Below are 25,242 nucleotides of genomic sequence, written 5' to 3'. Positions count from 1 at the left end.
CCCGATCTCCAATCGTCCGCGGCCCGGGCACGCCACCGTACGATCGGGGCCGTGCGCGCCGAGCCGACGACCCCTGGCTCCCCGGCCGCCGTCGTCGTGCAGGCGCTCCGACGGGTCCACCCCGTCCGCCGCGGCGGGCTGCGGCGCCCCCGCGCGACCGGCCCCGTCGTCGCCCTGGACGGGGTCGACGTCACGGTGCGCGCGGGCGAGGTCGTCGCCCTGTGCGGCCCGAACGGCGCGGGCAAGACGTCGCTGCTGGACTGCGTGACCGGCGCACGCCGGCCGGACGGGGGCACCGTGCGGGTGCTCGGGGCCGACCCCCACCGCGCCGGTCCCGACGTGCGGGCGCGCACGGGCGTCGTGCTCGCGGACCTCGGGCTTCCGCTCGCGGCCCGGGCGGGCGAGGTGCTGCGCCACCACGCCGCGCTGCACCGCGACCCGCGCCCGACCGGCGCGCTGCTGGACGCGCTCGGCCTCGGCGGCCTCGCCGGGCGCGGCCTGCGTCGGCTGTCCAGCGGGGAGCGCCAGCGTCTCGCCGTGGCGTGCGCGCTCGTGGGACGACCCGACGTCCTCGTCATGGACGAGCCGACCGCGGCGCTGGACCCCGAGGGCCGGCGTGCGGTTCTCGACCTCGTCGCGGCGGCCGCGGCGGGCGGCACGGCCGTCCTGTGGTCGTCGCACACCCTCGCCGACGTCGAGCGCGCCGCCGACCGGGTCGTGGTCCTCCACGAGGGGCGGGTGCTCGCCGACGGCGCCCCCGGGGAGGTGACGGGCGAGGAGGTCGTCCGCTTCGAGGCGCCCCCGGGCGCCGCGACCGACGCGCTGCTCGCAGCCCTCGGGCCCGGGGCGGTCCTGGCGGAGCCCCGGCCGGGCTGCTTCGAGCTGCGCGGCGCGGTCGACCCCGCCGACCTCGTGAGCATCGCCTCCTGGCAGGCCGGTCACGGCGCCCGCGGCGGGATCGCCGTCGGCCGGCCGTCTCTGGAGGAGCTCGTGCTGCGCCTCGGCGACGAGCGGCGCCGCGCGGGCGGGCCCGCCGCCGTGAGGCGCGCGTCGTGACCGTCGCGCACCACCAGGACGCGACGGGTGGCGCCGCCGGGCACCGGGGCGCCGGCCCGGCCCCGCTGCACCGTCGCGTCCTCGCCCAGGCGGCGTGGGAGCTGCGGGCGGTGCTGCGCAACGGCGAGCAGCTGCTCGTCACCTTCGTCCTCCCGCTCGGGGTGCTCCTCGGCGTGGCCCGCTCGGGGGTGCCGGACCTGTCGCCGCTGCCCCAGGCGCAGGCCGCGTGGGCCGGCGCCCTCGGCGTCGCGGTGGTGTCGTCCGCCTTCACCGGCCAGGCCATCGCCTACGGCTTCGACCGCCGGGGCGGGGTGCTCCGCCTCCTCGCGGCGAGCCCGCTCGGGCGGGGCGGCCTGCTGGCGGGGCGTGCGCTCGCCGTGCTGGCGGTCGTCGCGCTGCAGGTCGTCCTGCTGTCCCTCACCGCGGTGGCGGTCGGGGTGCCGCTGCCGCCCGCGTCGGTCGCGGCCGCCCTGCCGGCCCTCGTGGCCGGCACCGCCGCGGCGCTCGCCGCGGGGCTGCTGCTCGCCTCCCTCGTCCGGCCCGAGGGGGTCCTCGCCCTCGCGAACCTGCTGTGGGTGGCGGTCCTCGTCGCGGGCGGGCTCGTGCTGCCCGCCGAGCGGGTGCTCGGGGCGACGGCCGGGGCGGCGGTCGCCTGGTCGCCGACGGGCGCGCTCGGCACGGCGCTGCGGACGGCGGCGACCGACGGGACCGTGGCCGCGTACCCGGTCCTCGCGCTGCTCGGGTGGGCGGTGCTGCTCGGGTGGCTCGCCCGCCGCTCGCTGCGCTGGGACTGACCGCGCCACGTCGGGGCCGGGCGGGTGCATCCGGAGCGCGTGCCGCCGCGGTAGCAGGGGTGTCAGTGACCACGAGGTCACCGGTCGACGCCCTCGGGGGCGCCGTGGCCGGCCGACACCGACCGAAGGGACCACCCATGCGGACTGTCCTCGCTGCCTCCGGTGCAGCGCTCCTGCCCCTCGCCTTCGCCGCCCCGGCGGCCGCGTCGGGCTCCGACGACGCCCAGGTCGCCGTCTTCCACGGCGTGCCGGGCCTCACCGTCGACGTGTACGCCAACGGCGACGTGCTGCTCGAGGACTTCGAGCCCGGCACCATCACCGACCCCGTCGAGCTGCCCGCCGGCTCCTACGAGCTGGAGGTGTTCCCGGCCGGCGCCGACGCGGAGGCGGAGGACCCGGCCATCTCCGCGACCGCCGACGTGCCCGCGGGCGCGAACATCACGGTCGCCGCGCACCTCGACGAGGGCGGCACGCCGACGCTCACGCCGTTCGTCAACGACGTCTCGGGCCTCGACGCCGGCGACGCGCGCCTCACGGTCCGGCACACGGCCGCGGCGCCCGCCGTCGACGTGCGCGCCGGCGGCGACCCCGTCATCGAGGGGCTGACCAACCCGAACGAGGAGACCCTCGAGCTGCCCGCCGGCTCGGTGAGCGCCGACGTCGTGCTCGCGGGCACCGACACGGTGGCGATCGGCCCCGCGGACCTCGACCTGGCCGAGGGCGTGAGCACGATCGTGTACGCGTGGGGCTCGGCCGAGGACGAGAACCTCGCGCTCGCCGTCCAGACCATCGACGGCCTGGAGAGCAGCCCGTCCGGCGTCCCGTCCGGGACCGGCGGTCTCGTGTCCGACGCCCTGCCGTGGCAGCTCGCGCTCGTCGGCGTCCTCGGCGCCGGGACCGTGCTCGTCCTCGGTGGTCGCGCGGTGCGCGCCTCGCGCGACTGACCGTCCCGCCGGTGGGGGCCGTCGACCCGCGGCCCCCGCCGGCACCTACCCTTCTCCACGCCCGCTGCCCCGAGCGGGTCCCCCGGCCGAACCGTGATGCCCCCGGAGCGCCCCGTGACCACCCCTGCCCCCACCTCCCGCCGCCGCGCCCTGCGCGGCTGGCTCGTGGTCGTGGCGGCGGCGCTCGCGGTCGGCCTGGCCGGCCCGGTGGCCTGGTGGGTCACCCGCCCTGCCCCCGACGCGGGGACCTCCCTCGCCGAGCTGCGCGCGGCCGGAGCCCAGGGCGCCGACGCGCCCGCGCCGACCCGGCCCGCGACCGCCGGCCCCGCCGAGGAGCCCGCCGAGGAGCCCGCCGAGGAGCCCGCCGACCCGACGGTGCCAGCGCCCGGACGGCCCGACGGCGCGGCGGAGGACCCCCGGCCCGGCGCGGTCCCCCGGTACGGCCCGGTCGCGGTCCGCGACGCCGCCGTCGGGTCGCTCACGGTCGACGCGCCGCCCGCGCCGGTCCGCCTGCAGGTGCCGGACCTCGGCATCGACGCCGCCGTCGAGCCGGTGGGCGTGCAGGACGACGGGGCGATGGTCGTCCCCGCCGAGGTCGCCTCGGTGGGCTGGTACCGGTACGGCCCTGCCCCGGGCGCCGAGGCCGGGCACGCCGTCCTCGCCGGTCACGTCGACACCATCGCGCAGGGCGAGGGGGCGCTGTTCCCGCTGCGCGAGGTGGCCGTCGGCGCGCGGGTCACCGTCACCGACGCCTCCGGCACCGCCCACGACTACGAGGTCGTGGGACGCGAGACCATCACGAAGGACGTCCTGCCGGTCGACGAGATCTTCGCGCGCGACGGCGAGCACGCCCTCGTCGTCGTGACGTGCGGTGGCCCGTACCTGCCCGACACCCGCCGCTACCGCGACAACGTCGTCGTGACGGCCGTCCCGGTCGGGGCCGGCGCGTGAGGGCGCTGCGCCACGCGGGACGCGGGCCGGCCGGGCCCGCCCCGGGGCACCACGCCGGTCCGGCCGAGATGTCGCCGCGCCCGACCCGCCCTAGCCTCGTCCTCGTGGAGCCTGCGACACCACGGCACGGCCGGCCCGACGTCGGGGACGGGGGCGACCCGCACCGCGACCCCGCCGCCCCGAACGGCACCCGGCTGCGCGCCGACGACGTCGCCGCCATGGGCGACGACGAGCTCGGGAACGCCTTCGCGGCCGGCCACGAGCAGGCGCTCGCCGAGGCGTACACGCGCTGGGCGGGCCTCGTGCACGGCATCAGCCTGCGTGCGCTCGCGGACCGCCAGGACGCCGAGGACGCGACCCAGCAGGTCTTCGTGCGCGCGTGGCGCGGCCGCGACACCTACGACCCGCGCCGCGGCACCCTCGCGGGCTGGCTGATCGGCATCTCCCGCCACGTCACCGCCGACGTGTGGCACCAGCGCGCCCGGCTCGCCCGCCAGGCCGAGGCCGCCCGCGCCGTCGTCGGACCCGCGACCGTGCCGGCCGCCGCCCTGCCGGAGCAGGCGGTCGAGCGCCTCGCCGTGCTCGACGCCCTCGCCGAGGTCGAGCAGCCCGCGCGGGGCGTCGTCGAGCTCGCGTTCTTCCACGACCTCACCCACAAGCAGATCGCCGAGCGGCTCGGTATGCCGCTCGGGACCGTCAAGAGCCACATCCGCCGGAGTCTGCTGCGGCTGCGCGACAGCCTGGAGGTGGCCCGTGCGGCCACATCCTGACGAGGGCACCCTCGCGCTGCACGCCCTCGGGGAGCCGGCCCTCACCGGCGAGGATGTCGAGCACGTCCGCGGCTGCGCCGAGTGCACGCGCACCGTCGAGGAGCTCTCCCGGACGGTCGACGTGGTCCGCGGGCCCCGCGCGCGCGACCTCGACGCGGTCGAGGTGCCGGACCGGGTCTGGGACGGGGTCGCGGCCGGGCTGGGCCTGTCCCCCGACGTGCGTCCCGCGTCGGCGCGCGTACCCGCGCCCGCCGGCCTGCTCGAGGGCCCCGCCGACGTGGCGGACCTCGCGGCCGCCCGGTCGCGGCGGCCCGGGTGGGGCCTGCTCGCCGTCGCGGCGGCCGGGCTCGTCGTGGGCGCGGCGGGCACCCTGCTCGTCACCGGCCTGCCGGGGGGCGACCCCGAGCCCGAGACCGCCCAGCTCGCGGCCGCCGACCTCGTCGAGTTCGGGTCGGGCGAGGGCACGGGGGCGAACGGCTCCGCCGTCCTCGTCGCCGCGGCGGCGCCCGCGGTCGACGACGGCGCGGGCCTGGGCGAGCGGACGCTCCTGCAGGTGCAGCTGGACGGGCTGCCCGACACGGGCCAGGACTTCCTCGAGGCGTGGCTCATCGACGCCGACTCCGGCGCCATGGTGTCGCTCGGGCCGGTGCCGCTGGCGACGGCCGGGTCCGCGACCGCCGACCTGTTCGTGCCGCCGGGGCTCGACGTCGGCCGCTTCAGCCTCGTCGACGTGTCGAGCGAGCCGCCGGACGGCGTCCCCACGCACTCCGGGGCGAGCCTCGTGCGGGGCACGCTCGAGCTCTGACGACGCGCCCGCCCCGGTTCGGGGAGGGGCGCCGCGGCCGCCTATCCTGGCCGCATGCCCACCGCCCGCCGGCGCGTCCCCCGCGCCGTCACCGCCGTGGTGGTCGTCAACCTCGTGTGCCAGGTCGGCATCGTCGTGACGGGCGGCCTCGTGCGCCTCACCGGCTCGGGCCTCGGCTGCCCGACGTGGCCGGAGTGCGTGCCGGGCTCGATCGTCCCGCTGGAGGAGCAGGCGCTGGGCCTGCGCCCGTACATCGAGTTCGGCAACCGGCTGCTCACCGGCGTCCTCGGCGTGGCGGCCCTCGCCGTCCTCGTGCTGCTCCTCGTGTTCCGCCGCAGGCTGTGGGGCTACGGCGCCGCCGTGCTCGCCGGGACGGCGTTCCAGGCGGTGCTCGGCGGCATCACGGTCCTCACCGGTCTGCACCCGGCCACCGTCGCGGCGCACTTCCTCGTCTCGGGCGTGCTCGTGGCAGTGAGCACCGTGCTGCTGCTGCGCCTGCACGAGCCGGACGGCCCGCGCCGCCCGCTCGTGCCGCGCGCGCTGCACGTGCTCACCGCCCTGCTCGTCGCGGCCGGCGCCGCGACGGTCGTGCTCGGCACCGTCGTGACCGGGACGGGCCCGCACTCCGGCGACGCCGAGGTGCCCATCCGCTTCGACCTCGACTTCCGGACGGTGTCGGTCCTTCACGCGGAGTCCGTCGTGCTGTTCGTGGGGCTGCTCGTGGGTCTGCTCGCCGGCCTGCACGCCGTCGGCGCCCGCCGCGCGCTCCTCACCCGCGCCTGGGTGCTCCTCGGGGTCACGCTCGCGCAGGGCGGGCTCGGCTGGCTGCAGTACGCGCTCGGCCTGCCGCGGGCCCTCGTGAGCCTGCACATGCTCGGGGCCTGCCTGCTCGTGGTCGCGCTCGCCGTCCTCGTCGTGGGGCTGCGGTCCAGGACGGCGGCCGGCCCGGCGCCCGTGCCCGCCGCGCGCGACGACGCCCGTGAGCTGGTCGGCTCGTGACGGCCCGCACGGACGCCGCCCTGCCCGACCCCACCACCCGGCCCGCGAGCCGGCCCGTCGACGAGGCCATGAACGCGGAGCCGGCCGGCCCGCCCGCCGCCGACGCACCGCGCCGCAGCCGGGCCGCGGCCTACCTCGCCCTCACCAAGCCGAGGATCATCGAGCTGCTGCTCGTCACGACCGTCCCGACGATGGTCCTCGCGGCGGGTGGCCTGCCGGACTGGCGGGTGCTGCTCGCGACCCTCGTCGGCGGCAGCCTCGCCGCGGGCAGCGCGAACACCCTCAACCAGGTCGCCGACCGCGACATCGACGCCGTCATGGTCCGCACCCGCGGCCGCCCGATCGTGACGGGCGAGATCTCACCGCGCGCCGCGTCCGTCTTCGGCGTCGTCCTCGGCGCGCTCAGCGTCGCCGTGCTGTGGCTAGGGGCGACCCCTCTCGCGGCCGGGCTGGCCGTCGCGGCCGTGCTGTTCTACGCCGTCGTCTACACGCTGCTGCTCAAGCGGCGCACGTCGCAGAACATCGTGTGGGGCGGGGCCGCGGGCTTCATGCCCGTGCTCATCGGCTGGGCGGCCGTCACGGGCTCGCTCGCGTGGGCGCCGCTCGTGCTCGCCGGGATCATCTTCTTCTGGACGCCGCCGCACTACTGGCCGCTGTCCATCCGCTACCGCGAGGACTACGCGCGCGCGGACGTCCCGATGCTGCCCGTGGTCGGCTCCCCGCGCTCGCTCGCGTGGCAGACCGTCGCCCACACCGTCGCGATGGTCGCGTGCAGCCTGCTGCTCGTCCCCGTCGCGGGCATGGGCGCCGTCTACACCGTCACCGCCGTCGCGGCCGGGGCCGTGTTCGGCGCCTCGGTGCTGCGCCTCGCCGCCCAGCTGCGCCGGAGCACGGCCGTGGGGCAGGCGGTGCGCCCCATGCAGGTGTTCCACCTGTCCATCACGTACCTGTCGGTCGTCTTCCTCGCCGTCGCGGTCGACCCCTTCCTCTTCTGAGCCCGCCGGCCCGAGCCGCCGGCGGGACCGCCCGCTGCCGGCGGCCCGATCCGCCGCAGGAGGTTGCCTCGGCCGGTACCGGGGTACGGACCCCGTGGGCCACCCCGGTGCCCGGTCACTAGGGTTGCCACGCCGGCCGACGCGGCCCCGATGCCCACGGACCGCGCGGCCCCCGCACGCCAGCACCGAGAGCCCGGCGGCGCGACCGTCGTCGGAGACAACGAGGGGTCATGCGACCCGGACGGAGCACGCCGTGAGCGACAGCAGCAGCACCCCCGTGTCCGCCACTTCCGACACCGACCGGCTGCAGTGGGACGAGCTCGACGACCGGGCGGTCGACACCGCCCGCGTCCTCGCCGCCGACGCGGTGCAGAAGGTGGGCAACGGCCACCCGGGCACCGCGATGAGCCTGGCCCCGCTCGCCTACCTCCTGTACCAGCGCGTCATGGAGCACGACCCCGCCGACCCGGCGTGGACCGGCCGCGACCGCTTCGTGCTGAGCGCCGGGCACTCCAGCCTCACGCAGTACGTCCAGCTGTACCTGTCCGGCTACGGCCTGGAGCTCGACGACCTCCGCGCGCTGCGGACGTGGGGCTCGAAGACCCCCGGTCACCCCGAGTACCGCCACACCGCCGGGGTCGAGACGACCACCGGCCCGCTCGGCCAGGGCCTCGCCACCGCGGTCGGCATGGCGGTCGCGGCCCGCCGTGAGCGCGGCCTGCTGGACCCCGACGCACCCCGGGGGCAGTCGCCGTTCGACCACTCGATCTTCGTCATCGCCTCCGACGGCGACATCCAGGAGGGCGTCACGTCGGAGGCGTCGAGCTTCGCCGGGCACCAGGAGCTCAGCAACCTCGTCGTCATCTACGACCAGAACGAGATCTCCATCGAGGACGACACCGACATCGCGATGTCCGAGGACACCGCGGCGCGCTACGAGGCCTACGGCTGGCACGTGCAGACGGTCGACTGGCGGGGCAGCCGGGAGTCCGAGGCCGGCTACACCGAGGACGTGCCCGAGCTGTACCGCGCGCTGCAGGCCGCCAAGGCCGACCCGCGCCCGTCGCTCGTCGTGCTCCGCACCGTCATCGCCTGGCCCGCGCCCAACCTGCAGGACACCGGCAAGTCGCACGGGTCCGCGCTCGGCGACGACGAGGTCCGTGCGGTCAAGGAGCTGCTCGGCATGGACCCCGACGCGACCTTCGCCGTCGCCGACGACGTCCTCGCCCACGCCCGCGCGGTCAAGCAGCGCGGCGCCGACCTCCACGCCGCGTGGAGCGAGCGGTTCACGGCGTGGCGGCAGGCGAACCCCGAGCGCGCGGCGCTGCTGGACCGCATGTCGGGCCGGCAGCTGCCCGAGGGCTGGGCCGACTCGGTCCCCTCGTTCGAGCCCGGGAAGAAGGTCGCGACCCGCGCCGCCTCCGGCGACGTGCTCACGGCCCTCGCCGACGTCCTGCCCGAGCTGTGGGGCGGATCGGCCGACCTCGCCGGCAGCAACAACACGACCATGGAGGGCGAGCCGAGCTTCGTGCCGTCCCACCGCGGCACGAAGAAGTTCCCCGGCGACGAGTACGGCCGCACGCTCCACTTCGGCATCCGCGAGCACGCGATGGGCGCGATCCTCAACGGCATCGCGCTGCACGGCGGCACGCGGCCGTACGGCGGCACCTTCCTCGTCTTCAGCGACTACATGCGCCCCGCCGTCCGGCTCGCCGCGCTCATGGGCCTGCCCGTGACGTTCGTCTGGACGCACGACTCCATCGGCCTCGGCGAGGACGGCCCCACGCACCAGCCCGTGGAGCACCTCGCCGCGCTGCGGGCGGTCCCGGGGCTCAGCGTGGTCCGGCCGGCCGACGCGAACGAGACCGCCGTCGCGTGGCGGTCGGTGCTCGAGCGGGCCAAGCCCGTCGGGCTCGCGCTGTCCCGGCAGGGCCTGCCCGTGCTGGACCGGACCGACGGGACCGGCAGCGCCGACGGCACCGCCCGCGGCGCCTACGTGCTGCGCGAGGCGGCCGGCCTCGCCGACGGCGCGCTGCCCGACGTGCTGCTGCTGGCCACGGGCTCGGAGGTGCAGGTCGCGCTCGACGCGCAGGAGCTGCTCGCCGGGCAGGACGTGCGCGCCCGCGTGGTGAGCGTGCCGAGCATGGAGTGGTTCGCCCAGGAGGACGCGTCGTACCGGGAGTCGGTCCTGCCACCCGCCGTCCGGGCGCGCGTCTCGGTCGAGGCCGGCATCTCCATGCCCTGGCAGGGCCTCGTCGGCGACGCGGGCCGCTGCGTGTCGCTCGAGCACTTCGGCGCCTCGGCCGACGCCGAGACGCTGTTCCGCGAGTTCGGCTTCACCCCCGAGGCGGTCGCCGAGGCCGCCCACGACAGCATCGCCGCCGCCCGCGCGGAGGTGCGCGGCAGCTGAGCACACCCCGGGGCGGCGCCCGCGCCGCCCCGGGGTCGCACGTCGACGCACCGCCAGCCCGAACCGAGGAGGACCACCGTGAGCAGCACTCCCCCCACCGTCGCCGAGCCCGTGGCCGCACTCAGCCGCCACGGCGTGTCGGTCTGGCTCGACGACCTGTCCCGTGACCTCGTCCGCAGCGGCGACCTCGCGGGTCTCGTCGGGCGCGGCGTCGTCGGCGTCACGAGCAACCCGACCATCTTCGCCTCGGCGCTGGCCAAGGGCACCGCCTACGAGGAGCAGGTGCGCGAGCTCGTCGGGCAGGGCGCGTCGGTCGAGGAGGCCGTCACCGCCCTCACGACCACCGACGTGCGCGAGGCGTGCGACGTCCTCGCCGACGTGTACACGGCCACGGACGGGCGCGACGGCCGGGTCAGCCTCGAGGTCGACCCGCGCCTCGCGCACGACACGGCCGCCACCATCGAGCAGGCGAAGGCCCTCGCCGCGACGGTCGACCGGCCCAACCTCATGATCAAGATCCCGGCGACGGTCGAGGGCCTGCCGGCCGTCACCGCCGTCCTCGCCGCGGGGATCAGCGTCAACGTCACCCTCATCTTCAGCCTCGACCGCTACCGCGCCGTGCTCAACGCGTGGCTCGACGGCCTGGAGCGCGCGCAGGAGGCGGGCGTCGACGTCAGCGGCATCCACTCCGTCGCGTCCTTCTTCGTCAGCCGCGTGGACGCCGCGGTCGACAAGCGCCTCGACGAGCACGACGACGAGGCGGCGAAGGCGCTGCGCGGCCAGGCCGCCGTCGCCAACGCCCGCCTCGCGTACCAGGCGTTCGAGGAGGCCCTGGCGAGCACGCGCTGGCGCGACCTCGAGGCCGCGGGCGCCTCCCCGCAGCGCCCGCTGTGGGCCTCGACCGGCGTCAAGGACCCGTCGTACCCCGACACGAAGTACGTCGTGGACCTCGTGGCCCCGCAGACCGTCAACACGATGCCCGGCTCGACGTTCGCCGCGACGGAGGACCACGCCGAGGTGGCGGGCGACACCGTCCGTGACACCTACGACGAGGCCGCCCGCGTCCTCGACGGCGTGGAGCGGCTCGGCATCGGCTACCTCGACGTCGTGACCGCGCTGGAGAAGGACGGGGTCGCGAAGTTCGAGGCGTCGTGGACGGAGCTGCTGGAGACCGTCGAGCAGGCGATGGACGAGGTCCGTGGCTCCGGCCACCAGGAGGAGCACGCGTGAGCCAGGCACCTGGCGGGCCCGTCGGCGGGGCGGTCGCGGTGGGCGTCCCCGACGCGCTGTCGCGCGGCCGGGACGCTGCGCTCGCGCGGCTGCTCGAGGCGCGGGTCGCCTCCCGCACGAGCGCGGGCGACGCGGACGTGTGGGGTCCCGACGCCCGCGAGGAGGCCGCGAAGCGGCTCGGCTGGACGCGGCTGCACGAGACGTCGCGCGACCTGCCCGCGCAGGTGGCCGCGCTCCGCGCGGAGCTGCACGCCGAGGGCGTGGACCGCGTCGTGCTCGCGGGCATGGGCGGCTCCTCGCTGGCCCCCGAGGTGATCTGCGCCGCGCACGACGTCCCGCTCGTCACCCTCGACGCCACCGACCCCGGCCAGGTGCGCGACGCGCTGGTCGAGCTCGAGCGGACGGTGCTCGTCGTGTCGAGCAAGTCCGGCGGCACGGTCGAGACCGACAGCCAGCGCCGGGTGTTCGTCGAGGCGTTCGAGGCGGCCGGCATCGACCCGGCCCGTCGCGTCGTCGTCGTCACCGACCCCGGCTCGCCGCTGGAGCAGACGGCCCGCGACGCCGGCTACCGCGCGGTCTTCCTCGCCGACCCCGAGGTGGGCGGGCGCTACAGCGCGCTCACCGCCTTCGGCCTCGTGCCGTCGGGGCTCGCGGGCGCCGACGTCGACCGGCTCCTCGACGAGGCCGCCTCGGTGGCCGACGCGTGCGCCCGCGACGACGCCGACAACCCCGCGCTGCGCCTGGCGGCGGTCGTCGCCGCCGAGCCGGCCGCGGACGGCGAGGGCACGCGCGCCACGCTCGTGCTCGTCGACGACCCGGGCTCGGGCCTGCCCGGCCTCGGCGACTGGACGGAGCAGCTCGTCGCGGAGTCGACCGGCAAGCAGGGCGTCGGGCTGCTGCCCGTCGTCGTCGGGCCCGCCTCGCCGGAGGTCACCGCCGGCCTGCCCGACGCCGTCGTGGTCCGCTGCGCCGCGCCCGGCAGCCCTGCCGCCGACGCCGGCGCCGGCTCGGACGCCGTCACGGTCGTCGGCCCGCTCGGCGCGCAGATGCTCGTCTGGGAGCACGCGACGGCCGCCGCCGGGTTCCTGCTCGGCATCAACCCCTTCGACCAGCCCGACGTCGAGAGCGCCAAGCAGGCCGCGCGCGGCCTGCTCGAGCAGACCCCCGAGCCGCGGGAGGCGCGCGCGACCGTCTCCGGCGTCGACGTGGTCGCCGACCCGGGCACGGTCCCCGACGCCGCGACCGGCTCGCTCGAGGACGCCGTCGAGGCGGCGCTCGACCACCTCGGCCCGCGCGGCTACGTCGCGGTCATGGTCTACCTCGACCGGCTCGCCCACGCCCCGCTCGCCGGGGTCCGGGACGCGCTCGCGGCCCGTACGGGCCGGCCGGTCACCTTCGGGTGGGGGCCGCGCTTCCTGCACTCCACCGGGCAGCTGCACAAGGGCGGTCCGCCCGTCGGGGTCTTCGTGCAGGTGGTCGGCGACCTCGCCGAGGACCTGCCGGTGCCCGGCCGCGACTTCACCCTCGGTCGGCTGAAGGCCGCGCAGGCCGACGGCGACGCGGCGGTGCTCGCCGACCACGACCGCCCGGTGCTCACCCTGCGGGTGGGCGACGAGGCGGGGCTCGGCGCGGTCGAGGCCGCGCTGCGCGGGCAGTGACGGGTGGGCACGAGATGACGAACCCGCTCCGCGACCCGCGCGACCGTCGGCTGTCCCGCATCGCCGGGCCGGGCGGCCTCATCATGTTCGGCGTCACCGGCGACCTCGCGAAGCGCAAGCTCATGCCCGCGGTGTACGACCTCATGCAGCGCGGCCTGCTGCCGCCCGGCTTCGCGCTCGTCGGCTTCGCCCGGCGCGACTGGGACCGGCAGGACTTCGCGAAGGTCGTCCACGACGCGGTCAAGGAGAACGCGCGCACGCCCTTCGTCGAGGAGGTGTGGCAGCAGCTCGCCGAGGGCCTGCGCTTCGTGCAGGGCACCTTCGACGACGACGACGCCTTCGACGAGCTCGCCCGCACCGTCCGCGAGCTCGACGAGGACCGCGGCACCCGCGGCAACCACGCCTTCTACCTGTCGGTGCCGCCGGACTCCTTCCCCGTGGTGGTCAAGCAGCTCGCGCGCAGCGGCCTGTCGGACAGCGAGGAGGACGCCTGGCGACGGGTCGTCGTGGAGAAGCCGTTCGGCCGCGACCTGCGCACGGCCCGCGAGCTGAACGACGTCGTCGAGCAGGTGTTCCCGCCGGACGCCGTCTTCCGCATCGACCACTACCTCGGCAAGGAGACGGTCCAGAACCTCCTCGCGCTGCGCTTCGCCAACCAGCTCTTCGAGCCGATCTGGAACGCCAACTACGTCGACCACGTGCAGATCACGATGGCCGAGGACATCGGCATCGGCAGCCGCGCCGGCTACTACGACGGCATCGGCGCGGCGCGCGACGTCATCCAGAACCACCTCCTGCAGCTGTTCGCCCTCACCGCGATGGAGGAGCCCGTCTCCTTCGACGCCTCGGACCTGCGCACCGAGAAGGAGAAGGTGCTCTCGGCGGTCCGGCTCCCTGCGGACCTGTCGAGCGCGACCGCCCGCGGGCAGTACGCCGCCGGCTGGCAGGGCGGCAGCCGCGTGCGCGGCTACCTGGAGGAGGACGGCATCTCGCCGGACTCCACGACGGAGACCTACGCCGCCATCCGCCTCGACGTCGACACCCGGCGCTGGGCGGGCGTGCCGTTCTACCTGCGGGCGGGCAAGCGGCTGGGCCGGCGCGTCACCGAGATCGCGGTGGTCTTCAAGGCGGCGCCGCACCTGCCGTTCGAGGCGACCGCCGCCCGCGGCCTCGGCCAGAACGCCATCGTCATCCGGGTGCAGCCCGACGAGGGCGTCACCCTCCGGTTCGGCTCCAAGGTGCCGGGCACCGCGATGGAGGTCCGCGACGTCACGATGGACTTCGGCTACGGGCACGCCTTCACCGAGTCCTCCCCCGAGGCCTACGAGCGCCTCATCCTCGACGTCATGCTCGGTGACCCGCCGCTGTTCCCGCGGCACGCCGAGGTCGAGCTGTCGTGGCGCATCCTCGACCCGATCGAGGAGTACTGGGAGTCCCTCGGGCAGCCCGAGCAGTACGACTCCGGCGGCTGGGGACCCGCCGGGGCGGACGAGATGATGGCCCGCGATGGGCGCACGTGGAGGCTGCCGTGATCGTCGACCTACCCGCGACCAGCACCTCGGCCATCAACCGCCGCCTCGTCGACCTGCGCGCCGACGCCGGCGCGGTCGCGCTGGGCCGCGTCCTCACGCTGCTCGTCCTCGTCGACGCCGACCGCGCGGAGGAGGCGATCCGCGCGGCCACGGACGCGAGCCGGGAGCACCCGAGCCGCGTGCTCGTCGTCGTGCGCGGCGACGACGGCGAGGAGACCGGACTGGACGCGCAGATCCGCGTCGGCGGCGACGCCGGCGCCGGTGAGGTCGTCGTGCTCGGGCTGCGCGGCGAGCTCGCCGACCAGGCCTCCTCCGTCGTGGTCCCGCTGCTGCTGCCCGACGCACCGATCGTCGCGTGGTGGCCGGGCACGCCGCCGGAGGACCTGTCGGAGCACCCCGTCGGCCGGCTCGCGCAGCGCCGGATCACCGACTCCGCGGCGTGCGAGGACCCGCACGAGGCGCTGCTCACCCGCGCGCGGCACCACCACGAGGGCGACACCGACATGGCGTGGACCCGCACGACGCGGTGGCGGGCCATCCTCGCCGCCGCCCTCGACCTGCCGCCGGACGAGCCCGTGGACCGCGCGGTCGTGCGGGGCGCCCCGGACAGCCCGTCGAGCGACCTCGTGGCGGCGTGGCTGCGGCTGCGCCTGGAGTGCCCCGTCGAGCGCGTCTCGGAGGGCGGGCCCGGCGACGGCATGCGCGCGGTCGAGCTCGAACGGTCGGCGGGCACCATCCGGCTGGAGCGCCCCGAGGGCACGACGGCGGTGCTCAGCCAGCCCGGCGAGCCCGACCACCGGCTGGGCCTGGCCCGCCGGAGCCTGTCGGAGTGCCTCGCGGAGGAGCTGCGGCGTCTCGACCCGGACGTCGTCTACGGCGAGGTCGTGACGTCGCTCACCGGCTCCCCCGAGCCGGCCGGTCGGGCGGGCGCCGCGTGAGCGCCCCCCGGCTCGTCGTCGTCCACCGCGACCCCGAGACCCTCGCGGCCGCCGCGGCGGCCCGTCTCGTCACGACCGTCACCGACGTGCAGTCGACCGGCGCCGTGCCGCACGTCGTGCTCACGGGCGGCTCGCTCGGCATCCGGCTGCTCGAGCTGCTGCGCGACTCGCCGGCCCGCGCCGCCGTCGACTGGTCGCGGCTGCACCTGTGGTGGGGCGACGAGCGGCACCTGCCGAGCGGTCACCCGGACCGCAACGAGACCCAGGCGCGCGACGCCCTGCTCGACCACGTCGACGTCGACCCGGCGCTCGTCCACCCTGTCCCGGACGACGCGGACGGCACGCGCACCCCGGAGCGCGCCGCCGAGGAGTACGCCGCCGAGCTGGCCCGCCACCGCCGTCCCGGCGACGGCGTCGCGGTCCCCCGCTTCGACGTCGTGCTGCTCGGCATGGGCCCCGACGGCCACGTCGCCTCGCTGTTCCCCGAGCACCCCGGCCTGCAGGCGGACGGGACCGTGACGGGCGTGCGCGGCTCGCCGAAGCCGCCGCCGGAGCGCGTGAGCCTCACCTTCGGCGCGCTGCGCGCCGCGAACGAGGTGTGGTTCGTGGTCGGTGGCGAGGACAAGGCGCCCGCCGCGGCGATGGCGCTGCGCGGCGCCGGCGAGCGGCAGGTGCCCGCCGCCGGGGTCGAGGGCACGCGGCGGACGCTGTGGCTGCTCGACCGCGCCGCGGCCGCGCAGGTGCCGCCCGCGCTGGTCCGTCCCGCCAGCCCGTAGGTCCCGCTGCCGCCGCACCCACGCCCCGGTCGCGGGACGGTGCGGCGATCCAGCCGCCCAGCCGCGTGCGCGGCGTCCCACGACCGCGGTCGGGACCCGGGTCGTGGGACGGTGCGGCGGCCACGGTGGTACCGGCGAGCGCGCGGCGTCCCCCGACGGGGACGCGGCGACGGCGGGCGTCGGAAGGGGCGGCGGGCCTCAGACGATGATGCGGCGCTGGCGCAGCTTGGCGAGGGCCTCGTCGAGGATCGCGGCGCCGTCGGCGTCGCTGCGCCGCTCCTTCACGTACGCGAGGTGGGTCTTGTACGGCTCGACCTTGGGCGGGGCCGGCGGGTTCTCGGCGTCACGGCCGGCGGGGAAGCCGCAGCGCGGGCAGTCCCACTGCTCCGGCACGTCCTCGCCGGACTCCTCGGCGAAGGACGGCCGCACGGTGTGCCCGTTCGCGCAGTAGTACGTGACGTTGACCCGGGGAGCCGCCTCGCCTCGCTCGGCCTCTCCCATCGGGCCGGCTCCGACCCTGCTGCCGCGGATCGCGCTGCCGCCTGCCATGTGCTCTCCCTGGTGCTCGGTCGTGCTGTGTCGTGCGGTGGGACGGCCCGTGCCGCCCGACCGCGCGGGCCCGTGCCCGCCGGTGCCGGGCGGTGCCCTAGATGTCGAAGCGCGTGAGGAGGTTGAGCAGCACGATGACGACGACCCACACCAGGCCCGTCGAGATCGTGAGCCGGTCGAGGTTCTTCTCGGCGATGCTCTGCCCGCCCATGTTCGACGAGGCGCCGCCGCCGAACATGTCCGACAGTCCGCCGCCCCGGCCCTTGTGCAGCAGGACCAGGAGGATGAGGACGATGCTCGTGAGGGCCAGGAGGACCTGGAGCACGGTCGTGAGGACGGTGGTCACGGCTGGGTCGGTCTCCGTCGTACGTGGCAGCCGGCCTGCGGGCCGCCACCTGGTGGGCTGTCGGACTGGGGTCGGGCGCTCACGCACCCGCGCGCGGGGGCCGGCGGCGTGCCGGTCCCCGCACGCGAGGATACGTCACGCGGTGGGGTGCTCCCGGTACCTCGCGATACCGGCGAAGTCCTCCGCCTTGAGCGAGGCGCCGCCCACGAGCGCGCCGTCGATGTCGGGGCGCTGCATGATCCCCGCGACGTTCGACGGCTTCACCGAGCCGCCGTAGAGCACGCGCACGCGCTCGGCGACGCCGTCGCCGTGCACCTCCGCGAGGCGTGCGCGGATCGCCCCGCACACCTCCTGCGCGTCGTCGGCGTCGCACGTGCGGCCCGTGCCGATGGCCCAGACGGGCTCGTAGGCGACGACCGTCGTCGCCACCTGCTCCGCCGAGAGGCCGGCGAGGGAACCGTCGAGCTGGGCGAGGGTGTACGACACGTGCTCCTCGGCCTCCCGCACCTCCAGCGGCTCACCGACGCACACGACCGGGACGAGCCCGTGACGGTGCGCCGCCTGCGCCTTGGCGGCCACGGTGGCGTCGTCCTCGCCGTGGTACTCGCGCCGCTCGCTGTGGCCGACGCACACGTACGTGCAGCCGAGCCGCGCGAGCATGCCGCCGGCGACCTCGCCGGTGCGGGCACCGGAGTCGTGGGCGGAGACGTCCTGCGCGCCGAGGCGCAGCGGCAGGTCGTCGGCCTCCACGAGGGTCTGCACGCTGCGCAGCGCCGTGAACGGCGGCAGGACCGCGACCTCAACGGCGTCGTGGTCGTGCCCCGCGTCGCGCAGCAGCCACGCGAGCTTCTGCGCGAGGTGCGTCGCCTCGAGGTGGTCGAGGTTCATCTTCCAGTTTCCCGCCATGAGCGGGGTGCGGGTCGGGCTGGCTGGTGCCATGGGGTCAGTCCTCCAGGACCTGCAGGCCGGGGAGGGCCTTGCCCTCGAGGTACTCGAGGCTCGCACCGCCCCCGGTGGAGACGTGGCCGAAGTCGTCGTCGGAGAAGCCGAGCGCCCGGACCGCGGCGGCGGTGTCGCCGCCGCCGACGACCCCGAGGGCACCGAGGCCGTCGAGCGCCGCCAGGGCGGTGGCGATGGCCTTGGTGCCCGCGGCGTACGGCTCCATCTCGAACACGCCCATCGGGCCGTTCCAGAAGACCGTCCGGCAGTCGGCGAGCGCGGCCGAGAACGTCGCGGCGGAGTCGGGGCCGATGTCGAGCCCGAGCCGGTCGGCCGGGATGGCGTCCACCGGGTAGACGTCGTGCTCGGCGTCGGCCGCGAAGGCCGTGGCCGCGACGACGTCGCTCGGCAGCACGACGGTGACGCCGCGCTCCTCCGCCTGCCGCAGGTAGCCGCGGACGGTCTCGACCTGGTCCTCCTCGAGCAGGCTCTTCCCGACCTCGTGGCCCTGGGCCTTGAGGAAGGTGAAGACCATGCCGCCGCCCACGAGGATGCGGTCGGCCTTGCCGAGGAGCTCGTCGATGACCTTCAGCTTGTCGGACACCTTGGCGCCGCCGAGCACGACCGCGTACGGGCGCTCGACGTCCTCGGTGAGGCGCCGCAGCACCTCGACCTCGGTGAGCACGAGCCCGCCGACGGCGTGCGGCAGCCGCCGCGCGACGTCGTAGACGCTCGCCTGCTTGCGGTGCACGACGCCGAAGCCGTCGGAGACGAAGGCGTCGGCGAGGCGGGCGAGCTCGTCGGCGAAGGCGCCGCGCTCGCCGTCGTCCTTGCTGGTCTCCCCCGCGTTGAAGCGGAGGTTCTCCAGCAGGAGGACGTCCCCGGGCTGGGCCGCGGCGACCGCCTCCTCGGCGACCGGCCCGACCGTCTCGGGCACGAAGCGGACGGGCCTCTCGAGCAGCTCGGCGAGCCGGTCGGCCACCGGGGCGAGGGAGTACCTCTGCTCCGGGGTGCCCTTGGGGCGCCCGAGGTGGGCGCACACGACCACGACCGCGCCCGCCTCGGCGAGCTCGCGGATCGTGGGCACGGAGGCCCGGACCCGCCCGTCGTCGGTGATGACGGGCGTGTCGCCGGAGGAGTCGAGGGGGACGTTGAGGTCGCTGCGGACCAGGACCCGGCGGGCGTGGAACCCGCCGAGCGCCTGGCCGAGGGCGGCGACGTCCTGCACGCGGAACCCGCCCCTCAGAGGTCGCGGCCGACGAGCTGGACGAGGTCGACGAGGCGGTTGGAGTAGCCCCATTCGTTGTCGTACCAGCCGACGACCTTGACCTGGTTGCCGATGACCTTCGTGAGGCCGGCGTCAAAGATGCACGACGCGGGGTCCGTCACGATGTCGGAGGAGACCAGCGGGTCCTCGGTGTAGCGGAGGATCGTGCCGTCGGCCGCGGCCTTGACCGCGGCGTTGACCTCCTCGACCGTCACCTCGCGGCCCACCTCGACCGTGAGGTCGGTGGCGGAGCCGGTCGGGATCGGCACGCGCACCGCGTAGCCGTCGAGCTTGCCCCTGAGGTTGGGCAGCACGAGCGAGATCGCCTTGGCGGCCCCGGTCGAGGTGGGGACGATGTTGACGGCGGCGGCGCGGGCGCGGCGCAGGTCCTTGTGCGGCGCGTCCTGCAGGTTCTGGTCCTGCGTGTACGCGTGGATCGTCGTCATGAGGCCCTTGACGATGCCGAACGCGTCGTCGACGGCCTTCGCCATGGGCGCGAGGCAGTTCGTCGTGCACGAGGCGTTGGAGATGATGTGGTGGTTCGCGGGGTCGTAGTCGCCGTCGTTGACGCCCATGACGACCGTGACGTCCTCGTTCTTCGCGGGCGCGGAGATGATGACCTTCTTCGCGCCGGCGTCCATGTGCGCCTTGGCCTTGGTCGCGTCGACGAAGATGCCGGTGGACTCCACGACGACGTCGGCGCCGAGGTCGCCCCACGGCAGGGCCGAGGGGTCGCGCTCGGACAGCGCCTTGAAGCTGTGCCCGCCGACGGTGATCGAGTCCTCGGAGTGCGAGACGTCCGCGCCGAGGCGGCCGAGGATGGTGTCGTACTTGAGCAGGTGCGCCAGCGTCGCGTTGTCGGTGAGGTCGTTGACGCCGACCACCTCGATGTCCGCTCCCGCGGCGAGCGCCGCCCTGAAGAAGTTGCGGCCGATGCGCCCGAACCCGTTGATGCCGACCCGTACGGTCACGTCGTTCCTCCTGTGTCGGTGGTTCGCTGTCGGTGGCCCGCGGGGGGAAGCCGCGGGGCGCACCTCGGACTCTCTGTGGAGCAGGGGTGTCGCCCTCGTCACACCTGGCCCGACCCTACAAGCGAGGCTCGCGGCCGGGTAATCGCGGTCCCGGTGCTGGGACGACGGCGCGGGGCCGCGCGCGGGCGCGCTACGCGGGCGCCCGGGGGTGCTCCGGGGCGACCCCACGTGCCCGGTGACAGGCGGTGGGCGCGGTCAGACCTCGAGCATGTCGGGGGTGAGGTTGGCGTCCGTGCCGGGGACGCCGAGGTCGCTCGCGCGCTTGTCGGCGAGCGCGAGCAGCCGGCGGATCCGCCCCGCGACGGCGTCCTTGGTCATGGGCGGGTCGGCGAGCTGGCCGAGCTCCTCCAGGCTCGCCTGCTTGTGCTCCAGGCGGAGCCGGCCCGCCTCCTTGAGGTGGTCGGGGATGTCGTCGCCGAGGATCTCCATCGCACGCTCCACCCGGGCCCCGGCGGCCACGGCCGCGCGCGCGGAACGGCGGAGGTTCGCGTCGTCGAAGTTCGCGAGCCGGTTGGCGGTCGCGCGCACCTCGCGGCGCATGCGGCGCTCCTCCCACACCATGACGGCGTCGTGGGCCCCGAGCCGCGTGAGCAGCGCGCTGATCGCCTCCGCGTCGCGCACGACGACCCGGTCGACGCCGCGCACCTCGCGCGCCTTGGCCTGGATGCCGATCCGGCGGCCGGCGCCGACGAGGGCGAGAGCCGCCTCCGGACCGGGCGCCGTGACCTCCAGCGAGCTGGACCGGCCCGGCTCGGTGAGCGAGCCGTGGGCGAGGAAGGCGCCCCGCCACGCCGCCTCCGCGTCGCAGACGGCCCCGCCGACGACCTGCGGCGGCATGCCGCGCACCGGCCGGCTGCGCGCGTCGAGCAGGCCGGTCTGGCGGGCCAGCGCCTCGCCCTCGCGGCTCACGCGGACCACGTACCGGGTGGCGCGGCGCAGCCCACCGGGCTGCAGCACGAGCAGCTCGCTCGGGTGGCCGTACACCTCGCCGATCTCGCGGCGCAGCCGCCGGGCGGCCTGTGCGGTGTCGAGCTCGGCCTCGATCACGACCCGCCCTGCGACGATGTGGAGGGCGTTGGAGAAGCGCAGCATCGCCGTGACCTCGGCCTTGCGGCAGCAGGCCCGTGTGACGGGCAAGCGGCTCAGCTCGTCCTTGACCGATGCCGTGAGCGCCATCCCGTCATCCTGCCACCCGTCGACCGGGCGGGGTCACGCCCCGGTCACCGTGCGGTCACGCAGCGCTCGGTCACCGCCTGGTCGGCGCCCAGCCGTCGCTCAGGCCCGGCGCAGGTCGGCGGTCACGCCGGCGAAGACGTCGGCGTAGGCGGCGGCGAGGCGCAGCGGGTGGTGCCGGGCGGTCCCGTCGGCGTACGAGACCTGCCGCATGACGAGGTCCGCCCCGAAGCCGGCGGCCGCACGGCCGAGCGCGTCGACGTCGTCGACCGCGGACGGGTCGGCGACGACCGCGTCGAGCGTCAGGCCCGGCGCGTACGCCGACAGCACCTCGAGCATCTGCTCCGGCGCGTAGCCGGCGGTCTCGCTCGCCCCGGGGGCGAGGTTGAGCGTCACGCACCGCCGCGCGGTCGTCGTCTCCAGCGCGTGGGCGAGCTCGGGCACGAGCAGGTGCGTGCACACCGAGGTGAACCACGACCCCGGACCGAGGACCACCCAGTCCGCCTCGAGCACCGCCTGCACGGCCTCGGGGTTGGCGGGCGGGTCCTCGGGCACGAGCCGCACCCAGCCGACGCGCCCGGTCGTGCTCGCCACCTGCACCTGGCCGCGCACGAGGGCGGGCCCGTCGCCGTCCGTGCCGTGGACGTCGGCCTCGATGGTGAGCGGCTCGAGCGACATCGGCAGCACGCGGCCCTGTGAGCCGAGCAGCTCGCCGATGACCCTGAGCCCGTCGACGGGGTCGTCGAGCAGCTGCCACAGCGCGACGATGAGGAGGTTGCCGACCGAGTGCCCGGCCAGCGGGCCGTCGCCGGGGAAGCGGTGCTGCAGCACGTCTCGCCACAGGTGTCCCCACTGCGAGTCGTGGCACAGCGCCGCGAGCGCCATGCGGAGGTCGCCGGGCGGCAGCACGCCGAACTCCTGCCGCAGCCGGCCGGAGGAGCCGCCGTCGTCGGCGACCGTCACGACCGCGGTGAGGTCCTCGGTGACGTGGCGCAGCGCCGCGAGCGACGCGGCGAGCCCGTGCCCGCCGCCGAGCGCGGTGACGCGCAGCGGCCGGCTGCGGCGCCGGCCGCGGCGCGCGGGCGCCGGCACGTCACCCCGGCGGGGCGCGCCCCGTCCGGCCGGCGGTGGCGGGACGCTCACTCCCGCCCCAGGTCGCGGTGGACGGCGTGGGTGACGACGCCGTCCCCGGACAGCCGCCCCGCGAGCTGCTCGGCTATGGCGACGCTGCGGTGCTTGCCGCCGGTGCAGCCCACCGCGACGACGGCGAAGCGCTTGCCCTCGTCGCGGTAGCCCCGCGTCATGATCCGCAGGCAGCGGGAGTAGGCGTCGACGAACTGCTCGGCGGCGGGGTCGGCGAAGACGTGCGCCGCGACCTCGGCGTCCAGCCCGGTCCGGGGTCGCAGCTCCGGCACCCAGTGCGGGTTGGGCAGGAAGCGCACGTCGGCAAGGTTCTCCGCGTCGACGGGCACACCGTGCTTGAAGCCGAAGGACAGGACGGTGAGGTGCAGGTCGGCGCCGGTGGCGCCCGCGGGGCGCATGGCGGCGCGGACCTTGGCGGCGAGCTGGTGGACGTTCGTGTCGGTCGTGTCGATGAAGATGTCGGCCATCTCGCGGACCGGCTCGAGCAGCTCGCGCTCCTCGCGCAGCGCGTCGAGCACGGTGCCGCCGCTGGTCTGCAGCGGGTGGGGCCGGCGCACCCCCTCGAAGCGGCGCACGAGCACGGGGTCGGAGGCGTCGAGGAACAGCACGACCGGCGACAGCCCCTTCGCGCGCACGTCGTCGAGCGCCCGGCTGAGGTCGGGGGTGACGCTGCGGCCGCGGGCGTCGATCGCGACCGCGAGCCGCGGCACGGCGCCGCCCGCGCGGATGGTGAGCTCCGCGAGCGGGCCGAGCATCTGGGGCGGGAGGTTGTCGACGACGAACCAGCCCTCGTCCTCCAGCACGTTCGACACCGTCGAGTGACCGGCACCGGACATGCCGGTGACGATGAGGACCTCGGAGTCGGCGGGGTCGAGGTCCGGCACGTCGCTCACGTGCCTCAGCCCACCACCTCGCCGGTGCTCGTGTCGACCGTGACGGGCCGCGGCGGCGCGTCGGCCCCCGCGTCGGCGCCGTCCGGCCCGCGCAGCGCGCCGACGACGGTCCGCGCGAGGGCGGGCCCGATGCCGCGGACCTGCGCGACGGCGTCGGCGTCGGCCTCACGCAGCGCCCGCACCGAGCCGAAGGCGTCGAGCAGCGCGCGCCGTCGCGCCGGCCCGAGGCCGGGGACGGCGTCGAGCTCGCTGACGGTCATGCCCTTGCTGCGCCGCGCCCGGTGCTTGCCGATGGCGAAGCGGTGGGCCTCGTCCCGCAGCCGCTGCAGGAGGTACAGCCCCTGCGAGGACCGGGGCAGGACGACGGGGTGGTCGTCGTCGGGGACCCACACCTCCTCCAGGCGCTTGGCGAGCCCGACGACCGCCACGTCGCTGATGTCGAGCTCCGTGAGCGCCTGCACCGCCGCGGCGACCTGCGGGGCGCCGCCGTCGACGACCACGAGCTGGGGCGGGTACGCGAAGCGGCGCGGTCGGCCCGTGGTCGGGTCGATGGCACCCGGGCCCACGGCCTCGCCGTCCGGGTCGTCGTCGGGGCCGTCCGGACCCATCTCTAGGTCGCCCGCCTGCTCCCGGTCCTCGAGGTAGCGGCGGAACCGCCGCCCCAGCACCTCGCGCATGGCGGCCGTGTCGTCGTCGCCGAGGTGCCCGCGGACGTTGAACGTGCGGTACTCGGACTTGCGCGGCAGGCCGTCCTCGAACACGACCATGGACGCGACCCGGTCGCGGCCCTGCAGGTGGGAGACGTCGTAGCACTCGATCCGCAGCGGCGCCTCGGGCAGCGCGAGCGCCTCCTGCAGCTCCTGCAGCGCGAGGCTGCGGGTGGTGAGGTCCCCCGCGCGGCGGGTCTTGTGCAGCGCGAGGGCCTGCCTCGCGTTGGTGGCGACGGTCTCCAGCAGGGTCCGCTTGTCGCCGCGCTGCGGTACGCGTACGTCGACCCGCGAGCCCCGCAGCCCCGACAGCCACGCGACGACCTCGTCGCGGTCGGCGGGCTCCACCGGCACGAGCACCTCCCGCGGGACGCTGCCGCCGCGCTCGCCGGAGGGGTCGTCGGCGCCGTACACCTGCTGCAGCAGCCGCTCGACGAGCCCCTCGGTGGTGACGTCCTCGACCTTCTCCACCACCCAGCCGCGCTGGCCGCGGATGCGCCCGCCGCGGACGTGGAACACCTGGACGGCGGCCTCGAGCTCGTCCTCGGCCAGGGCGAAGACGTCGGCGTCGGTCGCGTCGGGCAGCACGACGGCGTTGCGCTCGAGCGAGCGCTCGAGCGCCCCGATGTCGTCGCGCAGCCGCGCGGCGCGCTCGTAGTCCATGGCCGTGGCGGCCTCGCGCATCTGCCGCTCGAGGCGGCGCACGAACTTCTGCGTGTCGCCGGCCATGAAGTCGACGAAGTCGTCGACGAGGGCCCGGTGCTCCTCCGCGCTCACGCGGCCGACGCACGGGGCCGAGCACTTCTCGATGTAGCCCAGCAGGCACGGCCGCCCGACCTGGCCGGCCCGCTTGAACACGCCGCCGCTGCACGTGCGCACGGGGAACACCCGCAACAGCTGGTCGACGGTCTCCCGGATCGCCCACGCGTGGGAGTAGGGGCCGAAGTAGCGGGTGCCCTTGCGCTTGGCGCCGCGCAGCACCTGCACCCGGGGGTACGTCTCCCCCACCGTGACGGCGAGCCACGGGTAGGACTTGTCGTCGCGGTACTTGACGTTGAACCGCGGGTCGAACTCCTTGATCCACGTGTACTCGAGCTGGAGCGCCTCGACCTCGGTGCGCACGACGGTCCACTCGACCTTCGCCGCCGTGAACACCATCTGCTGCGTGCGGGGGTGGAGCCCGGCGGGGTCGGCGAAGTAGCTCGTGAGCCGCTGGCGCAGGCTCTTCGCCTTGCCGACGTACACGACGCGGCCGTGGGAGTCCGAGAACCGGTAGACCCCCGGCTGGTCGGGGATCTCCCCCGTCCTCGGCCGGTACGTCGACGGGTCTGCCACG

General features: G+C 76.1%; 23 protein-coding genes. 14 read left to right on the top strand and 9 right to left on the bottom strand.

Annotated elements, in window-relative coordinates; translation table 11 throughout:
• The first annotated feature begins 51 nt into the window (after window positions 1-51).
• The 14 genes from WAA21_RS02435 to pgl all read left to right on the top strand — a co-directional run bounded on the left by WAA21_RS02435 (window position 52) and on the right by pgl (window position 15,858).
• Window positions 52-1,056 (top strand): ABC transporter ATP-binding protein, encoded by a 1,005-nt coding sequence (locus WAA21_RS02435; RefSeq protein ID WP_336921150.1) that lies wholly within the window; start codon window positions 52-54, stop codon window positions 1,054-1,056.
• Entirely contained in the window at window positions 1,053-1,850 is a 798-nt protein-coding gene (locus WAA21_RS02430) for an ABC transporter permease (protein WP_336921149.1), read from the top strand. The genes WAA21_RS02435 and WAA21_RS02430 overlap by 4 nt, the downstream gene beginning before the upstream one ends.
• 137 nt (window positions 1,851-1,987) lie before the next feature.
• Window positions 1,988-2,794: a DUF4397 domain-containing protein gene (locus tag WAA21_RS02425; protein WP_336921148.1), complete on the top strand. Its 807-nt coding sequence runs from the start codon at window positions 1,988-1,990 to the stop codon at window positions 2,792-2,794.
• 114 nt (window positions 2,795-2,908) lie between these two features.
• A complete protein-coding gene (locus WAA21_RS02420; RefSeq protein WP_336921147.1) occupies window positions 2,909-3,745 on the top strand; it encodes a class F sortase in 837 nt (278 codons plus the stop codon).
• Between the two features lie 104 nt (window positions 3,746-3,849).
• On the top strand, window positions 3,850-4,515 hold the full coding sequence (locus WAA21_RS02415; protein ID WP_336921146.1) for a sigma-70 family RNA polymerase sigma factor: 666 nt from the start codon (window positions 3,850-3,852) through the stop codon (window positions 4,513-4,515).
• Window positions 4,499-5,320 carry an anti-sigma factor gene (locus tag WAA21_RS02410; protein ID WP_336921145.1) on the top strand — a complete coding sequence of 274 codons (822 nt, stop codon included), beginning with the start codon at window positions 4,499-4,501 and terminating at the stop codon, window positions 5,318-5,320. The genes WAA21_RS02415 and WAA21_RS02410 overlap by 17 nt, the downstream gene beginning before the upstream one ends.
• 54 nt (window positions 5,321-5,374) lie before the next feature.
• On the top strand, window positions 5,375-6,319 hold the full coding sequence (locus WAA21_RS02405; RefSeq protein WP_336921144.1) for a COX15/CtaA family protein: 945 nt from the start codon (window positions 5,375-5,377) through the stop codon (window positions 6,317-6,319).
• Window positions 6,320-6,387: 68 nt separating this feature from the next.
• Window positions 6,388-7,314 carry a heme o synthase gene (locus WAA21_RS02400; RefSeq protein ID WP_336921271.1) on the top strand — a complete coding sequence of 309 codons (927 nt, stop codon included), beginning with the start codon at window positions 6,388-6,390 and terminating at the stop codon, window positions 7,312-7,314.
• Between the two features lie 253 nt (window positions 7,315-7,567).
• Window positions 7,568-9,724, top strand: a complete 2,157-nt coding sequence (gene tkt / locus WAA21_RS02395) for a transketolase (protein ID WP_442893214.1) — start codon at window positions 7,568-7,570, stop codon at window positions 9,722-9,724.
• Between the two features lie 78 nt (window positions 9,725-9,802).
• Entirely contained in the window at window positions 9,803-10,954 is a 1,152-nt protein-coding gene (tal, locus tag WAA21_RS02390) for a transaldolase (RefSeq protein ID WP_336921143.1), read from the top strand.
• Entirely contained in the window at window positions 10,951-12,612 is a 1,662-nt protein-coding gene (locus WAA21_RS02385) for a glucose-6-phosphate isomerase (RefSeq protein ID WP_336921142.1), read from the top strand. The genes tal and WAA21_RS02385 overlap by 4 nt, the downstream gene beginning before the upstream one ends.
• Before the next feature lie 14 nt (window positions 12,613-12,626).
• A complete protein-coding gene (zwf, locus tag WAA21_RS02380; RefSeq protein WP_336921141.1) occupies window positions 12,627-14,144 on the top strand; it encodes a glucose-6-phosphate dehydrogenase in 1,518 nt (505 codons plus the stop codon).
• Window positions 14,141-15,082 (top strand): glucose-6-phosphate dehydrogenase assembly protein OpcA, encoded by a 942-nt coding sequence (gene opcA / locus WAA21_RS02375; protein WP_336921140.1) that lies wholly within the window; start codon window positions 14,141-14,143, stop codon window positions 15,080-15,082. Before zwf ends, opcA begins: the two co-directional genes overlap by 4 nt.
• Window positions 15,079-15,858, top strand: coding sequence for a 6-phosphogluconolactonase (gene pgl / locus WAA21_RS02370; protein ID WP_336921139.1), 780 nt, complete (start codon window positions 15,079-15,081; stop codon window positions 15,856-15,858). Before opcA ends, pgl begins: the two co-directional genes overlap by 4 nt.
• 198 nt (window positions 15,859-16,056) lie before the next feature.
• On the opposite strand, the gene WAA21_RS02365 is transcribed toward pgl, so the two are convergent.
• From WAA21_RS02365 to uvrC, 9 genes are all read right to left on the bottom strand, one after another.
• Complete coding sequence (locus WAA21_RS02365; RefSeq protein WP_336921138.1) at window positions 16,057-16,407, bottom strand: RNA polymerase-binding protein RbpA; 351 nt, start codon at window positions 16,405-16,407, stop codon at window positions 16,057-16,059.
• Between the two features lie 97 nt (window positions 16,408-16,504).
• Complete coding sequence (secG, locus tag WAA21_RS02360; RefSeq protein WP_336921137.1) at window positions 16,505-16,753, bottom strand: preprotein translocase subunit SecG; 249 nt, start codon at window positions 16,751-16,753, stop codon at window positions 16,505-16,507.
• A 135-nt stretch (window positions 16,754-16,888) separates the two neighbouring features.
• The gene (gene tpiA / locus WAA21_RS02355; RefSeq protein ID WP_336921136.1) at window positions 16,889-17,692 is read right to left on the bottom strand and encodes a triose-phosphate isomerase; all 804 of its coding nucleotides are present in this window, start codon (window positions 17,690-17,692) and stop codon (window positions 16,889-16,891) included.
• Between the two features lie 4 nt (window positions 17,693-17,696).
• Window positions 17,697-18,920: a phosphoglycerate kinase gene (locus tag WAA21_RS02350; RefSeq protein WP_336921135.1), complete on the bottom strand. Its 1,224-nt coding sequence runs from the start codon at window positions 18,918-18,920 to the stop codon at window positions 17,697-17,699.
• A 14-nt stretch (window positions 18,921-18,934) separates the two neighbouring features.
• Window positions 18,935-19,930, bottom strand: coding sequence for a type I glyceraldehyde-3-phosphate dehydrogenase (gap, locus tag WAA21_RS02345; protein WP_336921134.1), 996 nt, complete (start codon window positions 19,928-19,930; stop codon window positions 18,935-18,937).
• A 255-nt stretch (window positions 19,931-20,185) separates the two neighbouring features.
• Window positions 20,186-21,166, bottom strand: a complete 981-nt coding sequence (whiA, locus tag WAA21_RS02340; protein ID WP_336921133.1) for a DNA-binding protein WhiA — start codon at window positions 21,164-21,166, stop codon at window positions 20,186-20,188.
• 99 nt (window positions 21,167-21,265) lie between these two features.
• Entirely contained in the window at window positions 21,266-22,255 is a 990-nt protein-coding gene (locus WAA21_RS02335) for a gluconeogenesis factor YvcK family protein (protein ID WP_336921132.1), read from the bottom strand.
• A gap of 47 nt (window positions 22,256-22,302) precedes the next feature.
• Entirely contained in the window at window positions 22,303-23,142 is an 840-nt protein-coding gene (gene rapZ, locus WAA21_RS02330; protein ID WP_442893219.1) for an RNase adapter RapZ, read from the bottom strand.
• A 62-nt stretch (window positions 23,143-23,204) separates the two neighbouring features.
• On the bottom strand, window positions 23,205-25,241 hold the full coding sequence (uvrC, locus tag WAA21_RS02325; protein ID WP_336921130.1) for an excinuclease ABC subunit UvrC: 2,037 nt from the start codon (window positions 25,239-25,241) through the stop codon (window positions 23,205-23,207).
• Window position 25,242: the final 1 nt, after the last annotated feature.

Source organism: Aquipuribacter sp. SD81 (genome assembly GCF_037153975.1).
Classification (GTDB): Bacteria; Actinomycetota; Actinomycetes; order Actinomycetales; family JBBAYJ01; genus Aquipuribacter.
Note: the sequence above shows the minus strand (reverse complement) of the source record. Positions and strands in the feature narration are given on the sequence as shown.

Excerpts from the sequence above, each read along its gene's own strand:
- WAA21_RS02425 (WP_336921148.1), top strand. The coding sequence starts at position 1,988 with ATGCGGACTGTCCTCGCTGCCTCCGGTGCAGCGCTCCTGCCCCTCGCC.
- WAA21_RS02405 (WP_336921144.1), top strand. The coding sequence starts at position 5,375 with ATGCCCACCGCCCGCCGGCGCGTCCCCCGCGCCGTCACCGCCGTGGTG.
- WAA21_RS02400 (WP_336921271.1), top strand. The coding sequence starts at position 6,388 with ATGAACGCGGAGCCGGCCGGCCCGCCCGCCGCCGACGCACCGCGCCGC.
- zwf (WP_336921141.1), top strand. The coding sequence starts at position 12,627 with ATGACGAACCCGCTCCGCGACCCGCGCGACCGTCGGCTGTCCCGCATC.
- WAA21_RS02365 (WP_336921138.1), bottom strand. The coding sequence starts at position 16,407 with ATGGCAGGCGGCAGCGCGATCCGCGGCAGCAGGGTCGGAGCCGGCCCG.
- tpiA (WP_336921136.1), bottom strand. The coding sequence starts at position 17,692 with ATGGCACCAGCCAGCCCGACCCGCACCCCGCTCATGGCGGGAAACTGG.
- whiA (WP_336921133.1), bottom strand. The coding sequence starts at position 21,166 with ATGGCGCTCACGGCATCGGTCAAGGACGAGCTGAGCCGCTTGCCCGTC.
- rapZ (WP_442893219.1), bottom strand. The coding sequence starts at position 23,142 with ATGTCCGGTGCCGGTCACTCGACGGTGTCGAACGTGCTGGAGGACGAG.